This is a genomic window from Pseudomonas sp. LBUM1668, from assembly GCF_059695715.1.
Genome location: NZ_CP166787.1, coordinates 812,491 through 830,470 on the forward strand (window position 1 = coordinate 812,491; position 17,980 = coordinate 830,470).

General features: G+C 59.5%; 13 protein-coding genes and 1 pseudogene. 9 read left to right on the forward strand and 5 right to left on the reverse strand.

Features of this window, described 5'->3' with window-relative positions; translation table 11 throughout:
• Positions 1-3 precede the first annotated feature (3 nt).
• The 5 genes from ACA061_RS03520 (at position 4) to ACA061_RS03540 (ending at position 8,242) form a co-directional block, all read left to right on the forward strand.
• Entirely contained in the window at positions 4-1,596 is a 1,593-nt protein-coding gene (locus ACA061_RS03520) for a glycerol-3-phosphate dehydrogenase/oxidase (protein WP_497300607.1), read from the forward strand.
• A gap of 20 nt (positions 1,597-1,616) precedes the next feature.
• Entirely contained in the window at positions 1,617-3,185 is a 1,569-nt protein-coding gene (locus tag ACA061_RS03525) for an FGGY-family carbohydrate kinase (RefSeq protein WP_497300608.1), read from the forward strand.
• 238 nt (positions 3,186-3,423) lie between these two features.
• Positions 3,424-4,713, forward strand: coding sequence for a phospholipase (locus ACA061_RS03530; RefSeq protein ID WP_497300610.1), 1,290 nt, complete (start codon positions 3,424-3,426; stop codon positions 4,711-4,713).
• 47 nt (positions 4,714-4,760) lie between these two features.
• On the forward strand, positions 4,761-6,719 hold the full coding sequence (locus ACA061_RS03535) for a DUF1302 domain-containing protein (RefSeq protein WP_497300611.1): 1,959 nt from the start codon (positions 4,761-4,763) through the stop codon (positions 6,717-6,719).
• A 149-nt stretch (positions 6,720-6,868) separates the two neighbouring features.
• On the forward strand, positions 6,869-8,242 hold the full coding sequence (locus ACA061_RS03540) for a DUF1329 domain-containing protein (protein ID WP_497300613.1): 1,374 nt from the start codon (positions 6,869-6,871) through the stop codon (positions 8,240-8,242).
• Positions 8,243-8,500: 258 nt separating this feature from the next.
• On the opposite strand, the gene ACA061_RS03545 is transcribed toward ACA061_RS03540, so the two are convergent.
• Entirely contained in the window at positions 8,501-9,364 is an 864-nt protein-coding gene (locus ACA061_RS03545; protein WP_411959666.1) for a methyl-accepting chemotaxis protein, read from the reverse strand.
• Positions 9,359-10,420: pseudogene (locus ACA061_RS03550) on the reverse strand (methyl-accepting chemotaxis protein); the annotation flags it as partial. The pseudogene ACA061_RS03550 and the gene ACA061_RS03545, both read right to left, overlap by 6 nt.
• A 251-nt stretch (positions 10,421-10,671) precedes the next feature.
• On the opposite strand from ACA061_RS03550, the gene pmrG reads away from it, so the two are divergent.
• Both pmrG and ACA061_RS03560 read left to right on the forward strand, forming a co-directional pair.
• The gene (gene pmrG, locus ACA061_RS03555) at positions 10,672-11,343 is read left to right on the forward strand and encodes a lipopolysaccharide core heptose(II)-phosphate phosphatase PmrG (protein WP_497300614.1); all 672 of its coding nucleotides are present in this window, start codon (positions 10,672-10,674) and stop codon (positions 11,341-11,343) included.
• Positions 11,340-12,173: a phosphatase PAP2 family protein gene (locus tag ACA061_RS03560; RefSeq protein ID WP_497300615.1), complete on the forward strand. Its 834-nt coding sequence runs from the start codon at positions 11,340-11,342 to the stop codon at positions 12,171-12,173. The genes pmrG and ACA061_RS03560 overlap by 4 nt, the downstream gene beginning before the upstream one ends.
• Before the next feature lie 62 nt (positions 12,174-12,235).
• Here ACA061_RS03560 and rimJ read toward each other — a convergent pair whose 3' ends face one another.
• Together rimJ and ACA061_RS03570 are read right to left on the reverse strand one after the other, a co-directional pair.
• A complete protein-coding gene (gene rimJ / locus ACA061_RS03565) occupies positions 12,236-12,823 on the reverse strand; it encodes a ribosomal protein S5-alanine N-acetyltransferase (protein WP_150604117.1) in 588 nt (195 codons plus the stop codon).
• Positions 12,824-13,093: 270 nt separating this feature from the next.
• Entirely contained in the window at positions 13,094-13,465 is a 372-nt protein-coding gene (locus ACA061_RS03570) for a DUF6124 family protein (protein ID WP_210701331.1), read from the reverse strand.
• 374 nt (positions 13,466-13,839) lie between these two features.
• Between ACA061_RS03570 and ACA061_RS03575 the strand changes: the two genes are divergently transcribed.
• Both ACA061_RS03575 and ACA061_RS03580 read left to right on the forward strand, forming a co-directional pair.
• Positions 13,840-14,526: a hypothetical protein gene (locus ACA061_RS03575; protein ID WP_497300616.1), complete on the forward strand. Its 687-nt coding sequence runs from the start codon at positions 13,840-13,842 to the stop codon at positions 14,524-14,526.
• 96 nt (positions 14,527-14,622) lie between these two features.
• The gene (locus ACA061_RS03580; protein ID WP_497300617.1) at positions 14,623-16,485 is read left to right on the forward strand and encodes a hypothetical protein; all 1,863 of its coding nucleotides are present in this window, start codon (positions 14,623-14,625) and stop codon (positions 16,483-16,485) included.
• A gap of 13 nt (positions 16,486-16,498) precedes the next feature.
• Here the strand turns inward: ACA061_RS03580 and ACA061_RS03585 are convergent, their stop codons facing one another.
• The gene (locus ACA061_RS03585; RefSeq protein ID WP_497300618.1) at positions 16,499-17,905 is read right to left on the reverse strand and encodes a DUF2252 domain-containing protein; all 1,407 of its coding nucleotides are present in this window, start codon (positions 17,903-17,905) and stop codon (positions 16,499-16,501) included.
• Positions 17,906-17,980: the final 75 nt, after the last annotated feature.

The following is a 17,980-nucleotide window of genomic DNA, read 5'->3' on the forward strand; positions in this document are numbered from 1 at the left end:
GCCATGACTGCGCAATGGAACGCCGCGTGGCGCCAGCAGATTTTGCCGACGCTGGCCGATCAGACCTGGGATCTGATCGTCATCGGCGGCGGGATCAGTGGCGCCGGAATACTGCGTGAAGCCGCGCGCCGTGGCTGGCGCTGCCTGCTGCTGGAGCAGCGCGATTTTGCCTGGGGCACGTCCAGCCGATCGTCGAAAATGGTCCATGGCGGTTTGCGTTACATCGCCAAGGGGCAATGGCGGTTGACCCGCGACTCGGTACGCGAGCGTCAGCGTCTGCTCGACGAAGCGCCGGGGCTGGTCGAGCCGATGAGTTTCATGATGCCGCACTATCGCGGCGGCTTTCCCGGGCCACGGGTTTTGGGTGGTTTGCTTTCGGTGTACGACGCTTTGGCCGGGCGGCGCAGCCACCGTTTTCATGACGCGCAGCAACTGCGATATCTGGCGCCGGGCGTAAAGGAAACCGACCTGCTCGGCGGCACCTGTTTTGTCGATGCGCTGACCGATGATGCGCGGCTGGTGATGCGTGTATTGAGCGAGGCGCGGGCCGACGGCGCGGTGGTGCTAAACGGCGTGCGCGTTGAGCATCTGCTGCGTGAGGGCGGGCGCGTGCGCGGGGTTCAGGTTGAGGACTGCGAGGCTGGCGCGCCCCTGCAATTGCGCTGCGGCGTGCTGGCCGTGGCCACCGGCGCCTGGGCTGAACGCCTACGACCAGCCGAGGCACCACGGCAATTGCGCCCGTTGCGTGGCAGTCATTTGTTGTTGCCGGGCTGGCGTCTGCCGGTGGCGCAGGCGTTCACCTTTTTGCATGAGCGTGATCGGCGACCGGTGTTTGTTTTTCCGTGGGAAGGCGCGACAGTGGTCGGCACCACGGATTTGGATCATCACGAAAATCTGGATCAAAGCGCGAGCATCAGCGCTGAAGAACTCGACTATTTGTTGGCGGCTTGCGCGCAACAGTTCCCCGGCGCCGAAGTGGTTGCCGCCGATGTGCTGTCGACCTGGTCGGGCGTGCGTCCGGTGGTCGGTGGCGAGGGTGCGAATCAAGACAAACCGTCTAACGAAACCCGTGAGCACGTGCTGTGGCAGGAGCCGGGTTGCGTGACCCTGGCCGGCGGCAAACTGACGACGTTTCGCCCGCAAGCCATCGAAGTACTCAAGGCTTGCGCGGCGATGCTTGATCGGCCGTTTGATGATGACGCCGCGCCGGTGTTCGCCGCCGTGCCGCCGCTGGCGATCGCGGGACTTGGCGCGCAGCAGTGGCGACGTCTGGCCGGGCGGCATGGCCGGGACCTGCCAAGGCTGGCGCAACTGCTCACGGAACTGGGCCACGACACGGTCGGCAACACCGACACCTTGTGGGCGGAACTGGCCTTTGCCTGCGAAGCAGAAATGGTCCTGCACCTTGATGACCTGCTGCTGCGCCGCACCCGATTGGGCCTGTTGCTGCCACGCGGTGGCGAAGATTATTTCGCCGCCATCCGCCAGCTCTGTCAGCCGCGACTGGGTTGGAGCGACGAATACTGGCAGCATGAATTACAGCGTTATCAGGCGTTGTGGCAACGCCATCACGGTTTGCCGGATGCCACGCCTTGATGCCCCTTGAAGAGAGCTCCATGGATAACCACCCGAACAAGCGCTACCTGCTGGCTATCGACAACGGCACCCAAAGCGTGCGCGCGCTGCTCTTCGATTTGCAGGGTAATTTGCTCGGTAAAGGCAAAGTCGAGCTGCAGGCCTATTACTCGGCGCAACCGGGCTGGGCCGAGCAAGACCCGGAATATTACTGGGCGAAACTCGGCGAGGCCTGCCAGCAAGTCTGGCAACAAACCGGCATTGATCGCTCAGAGATTGCCGGCGTTTCCCTGACCACGCAGCGCGGCACCGTGATCAATGTCGATGCCGAAGGCAAACCGTTGCGCCCGGCGATTCTGTGGCTCGATCAACGCCAGAGTGAGGTCGAAGGCGGGATAAAAGGGCCGTGGGGCTGGTTGTTCAAACTGGTCGGTGCGCAGGCCACCGTGGACCATTTTCGCGCCCAGGCCGAGGCCAACTGGATCGCCCGCCATCAGCCCGAAGTGTGGGCGGCGACCGACAAGTTTTTGCTGCTCTCGGGGTTTCTCACCCATCGCTTGTGCGGGCGTTTTGTCGATTCGGTGGGGTGTTGCGTCGGCTACTTGCCGTTCGACTTCAAACGCCTGAAGTGGGCCGCGCCGAGTGACTGGAAATGGCAGGCCCTGGCCGTGCGCCCCGAGCAACTGCCGACCCTGTACAAACCCGGTGAAACCCTCGGCTACATCACCGCGCAAGCCAGCCGCCACACCGGAATTCCCGAAGGGCTGCCGCTGATTGCGGCGGGGGCCGACAAGGCTTGCGAGGTGGTCGGTTCCGGCGTGGTCGATGCGAGCACGGTGTGCCTGTCCTACGGCACCACGGCGACGATCACCAGCACCCGCTCGCGCTATCTGGAAATCGTCCCGCTGATCCCGCCGTATCCGTCGGCGGTGCCGGATCAATTCAACTGCGAGGTGATGATTTATCGCGGTTACTGGATGGTCAGCTGGTTCAAAAACGAGTTCGGTTTGCGCGAGATGCAGCAGGCGAAGGAGCAGGGTATCGAGCCAGAGCAATTGTTCGATGCATTGGTGGATGCGGTGCCACCGGGATCGATGGGTTTGATGCTGCAACCCTACTGGTCGCCAGGCATTCGCGAGCCGGGCGTGGAGGCGAAAGGCGCGATGATCGGCTTCGGCGATGTGCACACCCGCGCGCATATTTACCGGGCGATTCTGGAAGGGCTGGCGTATGCCTTGCGCCAGGGCCTGGAGAACATCGAGCGGCGTTCGAAGGTGTCGGTCAAACGGCTGCGTGTTGCTGGCGGCGGTTCGCAAAGTGATGCGGCGATGCAGCTGACGGCGAACATTTTTGGCCTGCCCGCCGAGCGTCCGCACGTGTACGAAGCGTCCGGCCTGGGCGCGGCGATTTGCTGCGCGGTGGGGTTGGGACTGCATGCGGATTTCCCCACGGCAATCGCGGCGATGACCCGGGTGGGCGCGGTGTTCATGCCGCAGCCTGAGGCGCAAAAAATCTACGAGCAACTGTACAAAGAGGTCTACCTGCGCATGTACCGCCAGCTCAAGCCGCTGTACCAAAGCATCCGGAAAATCACCGGCTACCCCGCCTGAAAAAACACCGCAAATCCCCTGTAGGAGCTTCCGAAGGCTGCGATCTTTTGATGTTGATCTTAAAAAACAAGATCAAAAGATCGCAGCCTGCGGCAGCTCCTACAGGGGAGTGGGGCAAATCGCGGGGATTCTCATATGGCGCTATCGGAGACCTTTTCTGGTGAGATTGGACAGTGTCAGCGGCGGGGGCGGTTGTTAGGCTCATCCCCCTCGGCATCTCCAATAAGAATCACAAGCAATGAAGCTGACATTCCTCCTGTTGCTGCTTTTTGCAACGGCCCCGACTGCTTGGGGCTGGTCGAACCATACGGTGGGCAGCTACCTGGCGTTGCAGGATTTGCCGGCGCTGCGTGACGCTTCAGACATTGAAGTCGAGCCGCTGGAGCAGTTTCTTGCGCAGCAATATCCGGCCGTGGTTGCGCTGCTCGAGCAACAGGAAAGTTTCGCTCGCGAGCACTTCGCCCAGTACCCTCCGCGCCCCGACAATCTGCAATTGCCCGCCGTGCCGGGGGACAATCTGCGCCACGATTTCTTCACCGCGCTGCGCATCAATCCACAGATTCATCTGGCGATGGTGATCCAGCCTTTGCCGGGCAAGGATCTGCCGGAACGCGAACACCTCAGCGCCGAGCAAGTCATGGTCGAGCAAACCCTCTCGCCATGGAATCGGCAGCGCTTCATCGTTGTCGCTGAAGGCGAAAAAGTCGCGCCTCTTGCGGTGCTGGCCAGCGCTGCCGACGAGCCGGATTACGGTCACGACATCAATCTGTTCAGCGACAACCCGGGCGAAGTCGGCGCGGTATACGGCTTCGGCCCGCAGCCTTTTGGCGATGCGCGGTTTCAGTACAGTTCCCAGGCGCCTTTCCACATGGGCTTCTTCCACGAGAGCCCGGTGGTGTATGCCGCTGCCGGTTTTCTCGAGCGCAGTTGGCCGCACTGGCGCGCGTATCAATACATGGGCCTGGCGCGACTGGCGTTTGCCAGCGGTCATCCCTACTGGGGCTATCGCTTTCTCGGCTGGGGCCTGCACCACGTCCAGGACCTGACCCAGCCGTATCACGCCAAGCCGTTGCCCGGCGTCGATCTTGCCAATCTTCTGCTGCTGGAAGGTAAGGCGCTGGCCGGTTTTGCGGGCGACAAACAGGCGTCAATCGAGCGTGTTGCGACGCGGCATATGGAGGTCGAGAAATACCAATCAACCTGGCTGCGACGCTTGCTGCGCGCCGGGCAAGCGCATCCGATGCTCAACGCTTACACCGATTTTTCCCAGGACAAACAGTATCCGCCGTACTCCGTGGACTACCTGCGTGAGGTGGTCAGCGCCGAGTCTGTTGATGACTCCGCCGCGTTCGATGAAGCCATCGGCCAATGGCTGGAAACGGCGCCGGTCACCAGTGATTTCAGCAGCGGCAATCAGTTACGCCGCGAAGATTTCGACCATCCGGCTCTCAATCAACAACTGTTCAGACTGCTCGGCCATTTCGGCGCGCACAGCCGGATTTATGTCAGTGCGGGACTAGCGCCCTAGCCATCGCGGCAGGACAAAAAACAATAAAAACAGGGAAGGAGGAATAGATGATCAGTACTCGATTGCGCCTGTCCGGCGCGGCGCTACCCGGTGTCGGCCTGGCAGGGCTGCTGCAACTCTGCGCGGTCGACGGGGTGCAGGCCGCCGAGTTCAGCGTGCTGGATAAACAGGTCACCGGCTCGTTCGACACGACCTTGTCCTATGGTCGCTTGTGGCGGGTGCAGGGCCGCGACAAAACCAACGATGACGTCAACACCAACGACGGCAATCGCAACTTCGACACCGGGCTGGTTTCCGAGGTTTACAAGATCACCTCAGAGCTTGAGGCCAACTATCAGAACTACGGCTTGTTCGTGCGCGGCACCGCGTTCTATGACACCCAACTGATGGACAAGCGCAACGATTACTACCGCAACAACAATCCGTCACAACCGAGTCAGAGCTACCCGCAGGACGACCGCTTCACCAGCCAGACCCGCGACATCGCCGGCAGCCGTATCGAGATGCTCGACGCTTACGTCCACGGCAGTTGGGACGTCGCGCAGATGCCGGTGACGGCGCGCGTCGGCCGTCAGGTGTTCAACTGGGGCGAGGGGATTTTCTATCGCGGCGGCATCAACACCACCAATCCGGTGGACGCGGCCAAGTACCGTTTACCCGGCGCCGAGGTCAAGGAAGTGCTGGTGCCGGTGGAGGCGCTGAGCTTCAACATCGGCCTGACTGACAGCCTGACCCTGGAGAGTTTCTACCAGACCAACTGGAAGGAAACCCGCATCGATCCGGTCGGCACGTTCTACTCGCAAACCGATCTGTTCGCCGACGGTGGCAACACCGGCTACAACGATTTCAGCGGCACCGCTCTCGACACACCTGTGCCAGGATTTGGCAACGTCATCGGTCTGTACAGCGCATTGGGCAACAACCCGTTGCTCGGCCCGGTCCTGCAATCCACCGGGCTGTACGCCAACGGCGTGACCCCGGCGTACGGCAATACGCTCAAAGTGGCGTCCGTCGGCAAGGACTACAACGCGCGCAACGACGGTCAGTTTGGTTTTGCCTTTCGCTACATCGCCGAACAGCTCAACAGCACTGAGTTTGGCCTGTACCTGGTTAATTACCACGCCAAGGAGCCGACCATTGCGGCGGATCTGGGTGGGTACAACGGCATCGACATGAACGCCCTGACCAACCTGCTCGCCGGTGTCGCCGGCAGTCAGGCCGGGGCACTCGCGAACGGTCTGGCCACGGCGGATGTGATGGGCAACATCCAGGCGCATCGGCGCTATGCCGAAGACATTCGCATGTACGGTTTCAGCTTCAACACCACGTTGGGCGAGGCCTCGGTGTTCGGTGAAGTGGCTTATCGACCGAACCTGCCCATCGGCGTTGCGGCCACCAACGACCTGATCGGCGATCTGGCCAACGGTGCGGCTGCGGCGGTAACGGGCCAGTCGATCAATGTCGGCGGGCAAATGGTCACCCTCGACAGCCAGATCAACAACGCCGAGCGCGTTGAAGCGTTCAATACCTCGTTGGGCACCATCTACAACTTCGGTCCGACCGGGTCGTTCGACTCGCTGTTCGGTATCTTCGAACTGGCCTCCGAGCACCTGCGCGGCAGTAACCTGCAATACACCGCTTTCGACGGCAGCAATCGTTATTACGCTGGCACCGGTAACTATTCCTATGTGTCCGGCGGTGAGCGTGACGATCAGGTCAACCGCGATTCCTACAGCTACACGGCGATGCTCAACGGCACGTGGAACGACGTGTATGCCGGGGTCAACGTTTCGCCGTACGTCGTCTACAAGGACGACTTCAAGGGCAACAGTTATCAGGCCGGCAACACCATCGAAGGTCGCAAGGCCTACACGCTGGGGATCAAGGCCAACTACCAGAACAAGCTCGAGGCCGAGTTGCAGTACACCGAGTTCTACGGCGGCGGGCAGAACAACGGCATTCGCGATCGCGACAACGTCGGGTTCAACCTCAAGTATTTCCTTTGATTGCCCAGAACAAATCTTGCGGCACCCCGGCCCCCTGTGGGAGCGGGCTTGCCCGCGATGACGGCAGCACATTCGACATCAATGGTGGCTGATCCACCGTAATCGCTGGCAAGCCAGCTCCCACAGGTTTCTGCATTCTGGAGAAGATCATGTTTCACATTTCAAGGCTGACAAAAACATCACTAGCGTTGTTGCTAAGTTTGGCCGCCGGCACTGCACTAGCCGCCATCACCCCGCAACAAACCGAGCAGTTAAAAACCACCCTGACCCCCATGGGCGCCGAGCGCGCCGGCAACGCCGCCGGCACCATCCCCGCCTGGACCGGCGGCATCACCCAGGCCCCGGCTGGCTACAAACCGGGCCAGCATCACCCGGACCCGTTTGCGGCGGACAAACCGCTGTTCACCATCACCAAAGCCAATCTCGACCAGTACAAATCCCATCTCAGCCCGGGCCAGATTGCACTGTTCAACAGCTACCCCGACACCTTCCAGATGCCGGTCTATCCTTCGCGTCGATCAGGTTCTGCACCGCAATGGCTGTACGACAACACCCTGAAAAATGCGACCTCGGCCAAGCTGCTCGAAGGTGGCAGCGGGTTCTCCGATGCCTATGGCGGCGTGCCGTTTCCGGTGCCCAAGGATGGCGTCGAAGTGCTGTGGAATCACATCACCCGTTACCGCGGCATCTACGTTGTTCGCCGTGCCTCCGAGGCGCCGGTCCAGCGCAACGGCAGCTTCGCGCTGGTGACCTCGCAGCAGGAAGCGCTGTTCAACTATTACCGTCCCGGCGGGCAGTTCGCCGACCTGAAAAACATCCTCTTCTACTACGTGGCATTTGTGAAAAGTCCGGCACGGCTGGCGGGCGGTGCAGCGCTGGTGCACGAAACCCTCGATCAGCTCAAGGATGCGCGCCAGGCCTGGATCTACGACGCCGGCCAACGCCGTGTGCGCCGCGCGCCGAACCTTGCGTACGACACGCCAATCGCCTCGTCCGATGGCCTGCGCACTGCCGACGACACCGACCTGTTCAACGGCTCGCCGGATCGCTACGACTGGAAGCTCAAGGGCAAGCAGGAAATCTACATCCCCTACAACAACTACAAAGTCGCCAGCCCCGACGTGAAGTACGCGCAACTGCTTACCCCCGGTCACCTCAACCCGCAATTCACCCGCTATGAGCTGCACCGCGTGTGGGTGGTGGAAGGCAACCTCAAACCCGGTTCGCGGCACATCTATTCCAAGCGCGTGCTGTTTCTGGATGAGGACAGCTGGGGGGCTGCGCTGGTCGATCAATACGACGGGCGAGGGGAGTTGTGGCGCGTGTCGATGGCCTACCTGAAAAACTTCTACGACCTGCCCACCACCTGGAGCGCGCTCGACGTTTTCCACGACTTGCAGGCGCGCCGTTACTACGTGCAGAACCTCGACAACGAAGAATCGGAAACCGTCGACTTCGCCCAACCTGTGCCTGAGGACGCGTACTTCATGCCGTCGGCATTGCGCCAACGCGGCACCCGCTAAAGCGCCACACAACATCCCCTGTAGGAGCTGCCGAAGGTTGCGATCTTTTGATCCTGGTTTTAAAAACAAGATCAAAAGATCGCAGCCTGCGGCAGCTCCTACATAAGGCGGGGAAATTCTGAGGTGTCTGTTCTAACGCAATCGCGGGCAAGCCCGCTCCCACACGTTCTGAGTCGAACACAACATTTGTGAACGACTCAGAACCCTGTGGGAGCGGGCTTGCCCGCGATTGGTTTATTGCTTCAGCGCAAATCAACTTCAAACGCGGAAGTGGCTCACCATCTGCTGCAATTGACCACCCAGGCGCGCCAGTTCAACGCTGGACTTGGCGGTTTCATCGCTGGCGGCGGCAGTCTGCTCGGACACGTCGCGCACGTTGATGATGCTGCGGCTGATCTCTTCGGCCACGGCGCTTTGCTGTTCGGCAGCGGCGGCGATCTGCTGGTTCATCGACTGGATGTTCGACACCGTGCGGGTGATGTTTTCCAGCGATGCACCGGCCTTGCGGGTCAGGGCGACGCTGCTGTCAGTCAGGGCGCGGCTGTTGTTCATCACTGCCGAGACTTGCTGCGTACCGTTCTGTAAACCGGCGACCAGGCCTTCGATTTCTTCGGTGGATTTCTGCGTGCGCTGAGCCAGACCACGGACTTCGTCGGCGACCACGGCGAAACCACGACCGGCTTCACCGGCACGTGCCGCTTCAATCGCGGCGTTGAGTGCCAGCAGGTTGGTCTGTTCGGCGACGGCTTTGATCACGTCCATGACGCTGCCAATCTTGTCGCTTTCCTGTTGCAGCACGCTCATGGCTTCGGTGGAACGCACCACTTCGCTGGCCAGACGCTCAATCTGCGTGATGGCCTCGTTCACGACCTTGTCGCCTTCACGGGCTTCGCCGTCAGCCGCAGCGGCTGCTTGCGAAGCCTCTTCGGCGTTGCGCGCGACTTCCTGCACGGTGGCAGTCATTTCGTGCATGGCGGTGGCGACTTGATCGGTTTCGATCTTCTGGCTGTTCACACCGGCGCTGGTCTGCTCGGTAACGGCCGACAGTTCTTCAGCGGCGCTGGCGATTTGAGTAACGCCGTCGCGGATGCCGCTGATCAAGTCGCGCAGGGTGACGCCCATGCGCGCGATGCCTTGTTGCAGCACACCGAGTTCGTCGCGGCGGGTAACGGTAACGTTCTGGGTCAGGTCGCCGCTGGCGATGCGTTCGACCACGGCCAGGGTTTCTCGCAGGGGGCGGGTGATCTGACGGGTGATGATGACGGCAGCAATCACGCCGACCAGCAGGGCCAGCAGGGTGCTGATCAACTGGAAGGTACGCGCCTGAGCGCTTTCGATGTCGCGACGATCAAGCTGAATCTGATACAGCTGCTCGCTCAGGGTCACGATGGTGGCGCCCTGATCGGTCATTTCCTTACGCGCCTGCACGGCTTCGCTGTTGGCGTTTTTATAAGCCATCAACGCGCTGCGATAATTGGTCAACGCCGTTTCCAGCTGACGCAGGGCATCTTGCTGAGTATCAGCGAAATGCACGTTCAGCTGTTTGAGGCTGGCGATCGCCACGTCGATCTGGCCGATGGCTTTGTGCTCGGTTTCCGCGTTGGTGGTGGCGGTGTAACCGCGCACTTCGTAACGGGCGAGGATGAACGCTTCCTTGGCGGCGCTGATGGCCTGGAACTGCTCGAACCGCTGCTCGCTCATGTCCATTTGCTGAACGCGCTTGCTGATCGATTCGATCAGGTTGTATGCGGTATCGGCGTTGACGCCCATGGTGTCGCGCGCAGTGTTGCCGGTGCGATAGGCGTTACGCATTTTGTTCAGGGACGTCTGGTACTCGGCGATGGTCGCCGCCTGCTCCTTGAGCAGTTTGACGTTTTCCGGGCTCTTGAAGCTGCTGATGAGCTTCTGCTGTTGAGCGGCGAAACCGTCGAGGGTGGTCTGCACATTCTGCGCGGCGGTTTCGTCGCCGTTGGTCAGCATGTATTGCAGGCGCACCACGCGCAGTTTGGTCAGGCCGGAGTTGAGCTGGGTGATGTCGCTCATCCAGTTACTACGGTCAATCAGGCCGCCCAGGCTGGTCCAGCCGGTCAGTGCCAGAACGCAGGTCAATGCCAGGACAAGGCCGAAGCCCAGGCCCAGTTTCATGTTCACGCTGATGTTGCCGAACCAGCTATTCATCACAATATCCTCCAGAAACTTGTGTTTCTTGATCGTCGGTAAGCTGGAAGATTGTTGTTTTTTGAGCCAGCAAGGGTGTTAGCAGGTCTGTATCGGCAGCAAACGCGAGAGCTGAAAGGTTTTTGTCGGACAGAATTTGTAACAAGCCATCCCAAGACTTTTTTCACATGGGTTTCACTGGCTGCCCACGCGGGCGTGGGTAGCTTTGCCGCATCAAATGACAAGTGATGCATGCTGGCGAGGCGGCTTTTGTGGAATTGAGACTGAATCTGTTTGGCGTCAATCGCTCGATCGATCTGAGTGGTCTGGCGCGTTTTCGAAACACCTGGGTGGTGTTGGCGGCATCGCTGCTGGTGATTCCGTTGACCCTGTGGCTGCTCGCACCGGCGGCGGTGCCGGACCTTGCCCACGGCAACATCGCCGGCGCGCGGGCGTTGGCGCAGGGATGGGCCAAGGGCGACATGATCGTGCTGGTGCGCCACGTTGAGCGCTGCGATCACTCCAGGGCGCCGTGTTTGAGCGGCCATGATGGCATCACCGATCGGTCTCGCAGTGCAGCCGTTAGCGTCGGCGCGCAGTTCGAGCAACTGGGTCTGACTAACGCCGATATCCATAACAGCCCGACAATGCGTACCGTGCAGACCGCCGGTTACATGTTCAATCATGCCGCCACTGGCGACGACTGGCTGATCAACTGCAAGGGCCGCATGTTGCGCGATGCGCTTGCCCACAAGATCGCCGGTCGCAACCTGATTCTGGTGACGCACAGCGAATGCATGGAACAACTGGAAAAAGATCTGAAAGTAGCGGGCTCCGACCTCGGTTACGGCGCTTCGTTGTTTGTTTCCGCTGCCAACCCGGCGGTTCCACAGATGCTCGGCTTTATTGAGGCCTCCGACTGGCGCACGGTGACCACGCAATGAATTCTCGTTTTTACGCGTACAACTTCGGCATCCCGCTGGTCTGCGCGGCGCTGGTGTTTTTATTGTTCGACATGACCCGCATCGACATCGCCTTCAGCAACCTTCTGTTCGATCCGCTGACCCAGACCTTCCCGCTCGACAAGATTCACCTGTTCGAAAAGATCACTCACAAATGGGCGCGGATCATTCCGAACTGGACCGCCGAGATTGCCCTGATCGGCGCCATGCTGTCGGTGGTCTGGCCGCTGGTCAATCCGCAGAAGCATCCGCGACTTGGCGCATTTCTTGAACGCAGCAAAGTCGCTCCCGTGCTGCGATTTACCACTGATCACCGTAGGGATTTTCTGTTTGTGGTGGTCGCTTTTGCGGTCTGCACGGGCGTGATCCATTTCCTCAAATCCCACACCAGCGTTTACTGCCCGATCGAGACAACGCTGTACGGCGGCAAAATGGCTCACATCGAGTGGTACAGCAATTTCCAGCTGTTCCATGAAGCCGGAAGTGGCCGCTGCTGGCCGGGCGGGCATGCCTCCGGTGGCTTCACTATGCTGGCGCTGTACTTTGTGGCGCGCCGTTATCAGTGGCGCTTTTCCAGCGCCTTGTTGTGGGGCTCGTTGTTGCTGGGTTTCGTCTACGGCACGACGCGAGTTCTGCAGGGCTGGCACTACATGTCCCACACGTTCTGGGCCGCAATCTTTGTCTGGTTGGCGTGTTTACTGACGGCGCTGGGGTTTTATGGGCGGGCACGGTTGGAGAGACCGGTGTTGCAGAAACATGAACAATGTTTGCCCGCCCAAACCTCGTCAGGGCTGGAAATGCCGTTCAATTGAGCCGCGACTGAATCTGCGTGCCGCCCGACCATAAATCGCCAATGTTGAATAGTTTGTGAATCTCATGCCAGACGTCGTGACCAGCGCTGATCCGGAGCTTCAAAGCCCGGATTGACCAGCGCAGTCAGCACGTGATCCTGCCAACGTCCGGCAATGTTCAGATACGCCTTGGCATAGCCTTCTTGCTCGAAGCCCAGTCGCTCCAACAACCGTGCACTGCGCTCGTTGCCAGGAATGTAGTTGGCCATGATCCGGTGCAGGTTCTGTGTCTCGAACATGTAGCCGATGCTGGTTTCCAGCGCTTCTTGCATCAGGCCCTGACCTTGCTGAGCCTGATCGATGTGGTACCCCAGATAACACGCCTGAAACGCCCCGCGAATGATGCCGCTGAAATTGCAGGCGCCGATCATTTGCTGGCCGTCCACGCTCAGCAGCGCGAAATGCATCGCCAACCCGGCGTCAAAGGCACTGGCCTGGATTTCGAGACGACGGCGAATCTGTGCAGTGGAAAAGTACTCGGTCGTACGGATTGGCGACCACGGCGCCAAATGACGCTGGTTGCGTTGATAGAAATCGCTTTCCAGTTCTGCCTGATCCGGGGCAAGGATGGCGAGCTTCAGGCGTTGGCAGGGCAGGGTCAACAACGGCATCGGGCGCTCCGGGTAGGGGGGGCGAAGGACAGAATTGCCCGGGGCGGGGGAAAACGCAAACCGGTTGTCAGTTGTTGAAGCGTGTTCTGCTTTGAAGCCAAACAACAGGCAAAAAAAAGCCCGCGGGAGAGCCGCGGGCGAACCGTAGTTTCTTGAATGAGCGAGCGGACTTTACAGCGTTGGCTGGGCAGCAGCAGTGAAGAAAAATTCATCTCGATAAACTGCTCCGACCCGGTCTGATCAGCGGTCGGTCCGCGCCCACTTCAGCCATCAATGGCGCACTTCAGGGGGCGGTGAGGTGGGCGACCCCTGTTGCACAACTTGATCCCGTGCCCGGCAAACCACAATCTCGGCCAATGCACTCAACTGCTTGATTGCCACCGCAACATGGCGCTGGGTGCCGTCGCACTCATCCGCAAAGTTTGCGCTGATGAGCGCGAGGGATTCGAGAAGGTCACTGGCATGTGTGAGCAGGGTCATCGTGTCGACATCTTCGCGCACGCTGAACATTTGCTTGAGCGGCACTGTACGACGGGGTTTGCGTTGGTTTGAGCCGGTGACGCTGGCGTGGGTTTTCTGGCCGGGCGTTTGCGCGTCGGCCGGGACCGGACCGACAAGCGTAAGTCGGGTGATTTTTTTCATGACGTAGCTCCGTGGAGTGAACGATCTCTGCGGATGCGGCCTGGCAAACCGCCCGCTGGATGGCAGCGAAGCGTGGAGGGTAGCGCCGTGGAAATTGGTGCACCAGTTCATGAAAGTCGACGCGTGTTGAAGGAAATTTCCTAGGACGTGAAATGTAGGAAAAGAGGGCCGTGAAGAGTAACTGCCGGGTCGTGAATAAGCTGAAATCTTCTTTGATAATATTTTGCAAAGAACTGATGGCGCGATGCTTTGCGTGCAGTCATCATCTGCGGCGATCGTCAGGGCGGACCTCTCTGGCGTGCTGCTCGGATCTCCCTCTGATATCTATCAGGCGTCGCAACACCCGGAAGATTTTTCTACAAGGAGTAGAAAGCATGTTGAATCAGGTTATTCCCTTGGTCTTGGCTACGGCAGTCTGTAGCGCCGAGGCGCAAGTTCAGATTCAGGTAATGCCGGTCCCTGATGACTTGAAGAATCTGAAGCCTGTCGCGATTGCGCAGAGCGACCTCGAAGAGCGTAAGCGGCTTGACCGCATCGACTCGATAATTGAGCGCTTCAGTCTGAAAAAAAACGAAAAGTTCATCTATACGGGTAAGCGCTCTTCGAGTCCTCTTTTGGGGCCTTTGGATGTCGTCTACAAGGTTTATCCGCAAGAGGATGAATTGAAAGTGGTAAGGCTCAACATGCGATTGGGTGATGCCCGTCTTTATGCCGTTGATCCCGAAGATATCCAACCCTACTCAAGCTTCTCATCTGGCCCTCTCGACGCCCGGGTTGCCAGCCATATCCTCAATCCTGGCGCGTCGGCGACCCGGTCCAAAGCCTATTTCAAAGATTGGTACGACACCTATCAGTCGTCGAGAGTCAAATTCGCTCGAAAAATAGTGGCGAGCGATGCCTGTGAAACGGTAACGAGTGTCGACTTCTACAGTTTCAATCTAGATGTATTCACGGCGTTCTGTGGCAACGGTATGACGCTCAGCCAAACGCCGACCGAAATAGAGAACGGGTTGCCGATAGACCCCGCCATAAAGACATGGCAGGTGAAACGGCCTCGGTAAATCAGGCGTTGTGATTCAAGTGCCACGCGTATGCCGAACTGTGCACCTTCCAATGCCTTTGGATTGCGTCCATAAGAAACGTGTCAGAGAGAAAAGATGAACCGTTCACTAACAAACCGGCACTGGCATTTTCTTGCCGCGCTCCTGTTGGTATCCAACATGGCCGCTTGGTTTACGCCCAACGTAAATGCGCAGACGCAAATGCCGGACGCGGCCGGACTGATGCGCGAGGCGCAACGCCTGAACCGCGAAGGCTCGTTGGCACAGGCCTCGGACGCTGCCCGAGCGGCCATGTTGGCCGGCCGCAAAAGGGGTGGGCTCGACTTTACAGAACTTGACGCTGGAGCCTTGCTGATTGATCTGCTGTACAAGCAGGCCCGATACGACGAGGCCCGCAGCGCCGCAGAAGAGCAGATTGCGCACTGGGAGCAACAAGCTGCCGATAGCGGGAGGTCCAGCAGGCGCGACAGTCGAGTCACGCACAGGCTGGGTCAGGCCATCGAAGCGAGCATGATGGCGGGTGAAAGAACCGAGGTCGCACGCCTGCAAGGGAAGCTGTTCGCGGTCGTCAGTCCCGATCCCGGTCTATGGCGCATGTTGCCGGATGAACCGCGCTTGCGCTACGACCTCGCTGACTTCTCGATGCCCCTCATGCTGGGGCAGTGGAAATTGACCAAATTCGAGCCAGCACAAAAACGCGATTCCAACACTATTGTTCTCTATACACAGGAGTTGCCGGGCGGCCGCCTGAGTGCCGAGATTGCCCTGTCTTATGACGAAGCTCAACGCAAGCAGAGCGCAGCCGAGCGGCAAGAGTCGGCGGATGCCTATCTTAAGCGGCACAAGCCAAGCGCACTCGAAACGGCAATGCCCGATCTCTCGTTCGACGGTCTGACTTCTTTTAAGCGGGGAGAGCAGTCGGTATGTGAAGGCGAGGAATGCCTCAATGTTCATTGGCTGGCGTTTCGTGGTGACTGGCGCATGGACATCGATGTCACCTTTGGATTACACGACGAGGCCAAAGCCACTGAGCAAATGCATCAAATGTTTGCCGCGTTGAAATGGCAAAGTGCGCCGCCGCTGTTTCGTGAGCGACCGCTGGCCGAGCAGATTCGGAATATCGAGGTGGCCGCGTCACTTGCGAATGGCGTAGCCAAGGCTGCTGAACTGGCGGAGCAGGCATTGCCCGATGCGCATTTCCCGGAAGAGATTGCGCAGATGCAGACTTACATAGGCGTGGATCAATATCGGCGCGCAAACTTCGACGCCGCCCGCCGAGCGCTGGGTCTGGCCGTGCCTGCCTGGGAGAATTCCTTCATCAATGATGTTTTTTATCGCAATGCGCTGGATTACGCCGCCGACATCGCCTATCGCCAAGGACGAAGCCAAGACGCCGTGGCACTGAATCGCAAACTGATTGAATGGCAGGAAAGTGATGCAACGTTGGGCTGGTCAGTGCCGAAGGATGAAAACGCCTTGGTCAACAACCGCCAAGGCGTGCATTTGCCCTTGCGCGTGGGCGACTACCGTCTACGTCCGGACACACACGGGCGGTTCTACTACGAAAACCTGCAGAGCGGGGCACAAATCGGCCTGACAGTAGGCATGCCACAATCCTCCGAGCAGGAGCTGGAACTGACGCTTCGTTCCTTCATGTCGAAAACTCTGGGGCTGCAAGCCGCAGGTATACGTAAGGCTAAGTTCTCACCCCGGTCGGCTGTGCATGAAGGCGTCTCGGTAATCGGCCAAAAGTGGGAGTTCGAGGTGGCACCGCTGCCGGAAGAACAAGATCATTCCAGCAAAAAACCTGTCTCGGGTGCCGTGCGTAAAACACCGACGAAAATGACGTTCTGGATCGTCGATCGCAAAGAACAAAGGTCGATGCTGCGGGCTCCTGTCACGGACAACAGTCGGTCCAGTGCTGAAGCGGATCAAGTTGCACAGGCGGTGTCGTGGTAGAAGTGGTTTCGGCTCAAGGCACGTGGTCGGCAGCGAAATCAGCCTCCGTACGTGCCTGCAACCGGCCCTTGCGACACGCTATCTGAAAGCGTTCGAAGTCGCTTTCGTTCTGCGCGGTGTAACTTTTCGCGTATTTCAGCAAGGCATCTGCCAGCGCATCGCCCTTGCCGGTATAGCCGCTGATCTGCGCGGCGAGCCCGGACGCTTTGGCATGCGCGCGGGCCAGGGCGCGTCCGCAAACCCGGCCATAAGCAGCAAAAGTCTCGGCGTCGAAGGTTTCCAGGTCGGCGGAAATCTTCATGTCGCGCAATTGCCGCACAGAGAAGTGCCGACCATTGGGCCCGGTGGTCCAGCCCAGAAACAGATCGCTGGCCGCTTGCATCAAGCGTTGACCTTCAACCACGCGCTGACCTTCGTGGCGCACCCGCGATTTGCTTTTGACGTAATCGGCGAGTACCGAGCGCCGCGCCTCCTTGAATTGCAGGAACAGCGGGAATTGCTGATCGTCGGTCAACAGCACCACCAGACACCGCATGCCGACACTGCCCACGCCGACCACTTTGAATGCCAGATCCTGCACATGAAAACGCGACAACAGTTCGCGACGGTCGGGTTGCAGCGTGCACCGATATTCGCGAATGAGCGTGTCACACAGCGGTCGCCAATCGGCCAACCGCAGCCAGTCATCCTCGGCATCCAGCAGGGTAGTTTTTTTGTGCAGATGGAAAATTTCCGGCAAGTCATCGCGAATCATCAGACGCCCATGGGCGTCGCGCTCAATGGTCTTTGGCAGCCCTTGGGCGTGAGTGCGCCGCTCGGCTTTTTCGATGGCGCGTTCCACATGCTCAAGGGTACTTTTGCTCGCCTGCGCGAGCAGATCCGTGTGGGTAATCGACTCGTACCAGGTCTCCATTGAGCTTTGCTCGGCGCACTCAAACAACGTTGCCTGATAGGCACCGATCATGTCGCGGCAGACTGACTCTTCGACCGATTCACCATGGCGCAAGTCCCGCGCAGCGATCACGAAACTCGCCGCCAGCCGTTTCAGATCCCACTCCCACGGACCGGGATGGGCCTGATCGAAATCGTTGAGGCTGAACAGCAGATTGCGTTCAGGCGTGGCGAACCCACCGAAATTCAGCAAGTGAGCGTCACCACAAATCGGCGAAACCAGCCCCATGTTCGCCGTGCCCGACAAATCATGAGCCTGCAACAACGCGTTGCCACGAAAGAATTTGAAGGGCGACTCCAGCATGCGCCCGTAACGCAACTCGACCAGCGACTCGACACGCCCCTGACTCGACGCCTTGATCAGCGGAATCGGATCACGATTCATCTTGCCCGTTGCGGCTTGAGCGCTGCGCGGGCATTTTTTGCGGGCGTCCTTGCCGAGTTGCATACGGTCTTTCAGGGTGTTCATGGCGGCGTTTTCTGGCGGAGTGGGCGCTGTGAGTGTAGAAGCGCTTTTGGGGTTTATCCGCCAGGTTGCAGCGTG

What these genes read in the sequence shown, in the direction of transcription:
- ACA061_RS03570 (WP_210701331.1), bottom strand. Translation starts at nt 13,465, where the DNA reads ATGAAAAAAATCACCCGACTTACGCTTGTCGGTCCGGTCCCGGCCGAC.
- ACA061_RS03530 (WP_497300610.1), top strand. Translation starts at nt 3,424, where the DNA reads ATGAAGCTGACATTCCTCCTGTTGCTGCTTTTTGCAACGGCCCCGACT.
- ACA061_RS03535 (WP_497300611.1), top strand. Translation starts at nt 4,761, where the DNA reads ATGATCAGTACTCGATTGCGCCTGTCCGGCGCGGCGCTACCCGGTGTC.
- rimJ (WP_150604117.1), bottom strand. Translation starts at nt 12,823, where the DNA reads ATGCCGTTGTTGACCCTGCCCTGCCAACGCCTGAAGCTCGCCATCCTT.
- ACA061_RS03585 (WP_497300618.1), bottom strand. Translation starts at nt 17,905, where the DNA reads ATGAACACCCTGAAAGACCGTATGCAACTCGGCAAGGACGCCCGCAAA.
- ACA061_RS03560 (WP_497300615.1), top strand. Translation starts at nt 11,340, where the DNA reads ATGAATTCTCGTTTTTACGCGTACAACTTCGGCATCCCGCTGGTCTGC.
- ACA061_RS03545 (WP_411959666.1), bottom strand. Translation starts at nt 9,364, where the DNA reads ATGGGCGTCACCCTGCGCGACTTGATCAGCGGCATCCGCGACGGCGTT.
- ACA061_RS03520 (WP_497300607.1), top strand. Translation starts at nt 4, where the DNA reads ATGACTGCGCAATGGAACGCCGCGTGGCGCCAGCAGATTTTGCCGACG.
- ACA061_RS03540 (WP_497300613.1), top strand. Translation starts at nt 6,869, where the DNA reads ATGTTTCACATTTCAAGGCTGACAAAAACATCACTAGCGTTGTTGCTA.
- ACA061_RS03525 (WP_497300608.1), top strand. Translation starts at nt 1,617, where the DNA reads ATGGATAACCACCCGAACAAGCGCTACCTGCTGGCTATCGACAACGGC.
- ACA061_RS03580 (WP_497300617.1), top strand. Translation starts at nt 14,623, where the DNA reads ATGAACCGTTCACTAACAAACCGGCACTGGCATTTTCTTGCCGCGCTC.
- ACA061_RS03575 (WP_497300616.1), top strand. Translation starts at nt 13,840, where the DNA reads ATGTTGAATCAGGTTATTCCCTTGGTCTTGGCTACGGCAGTCTGTAGC.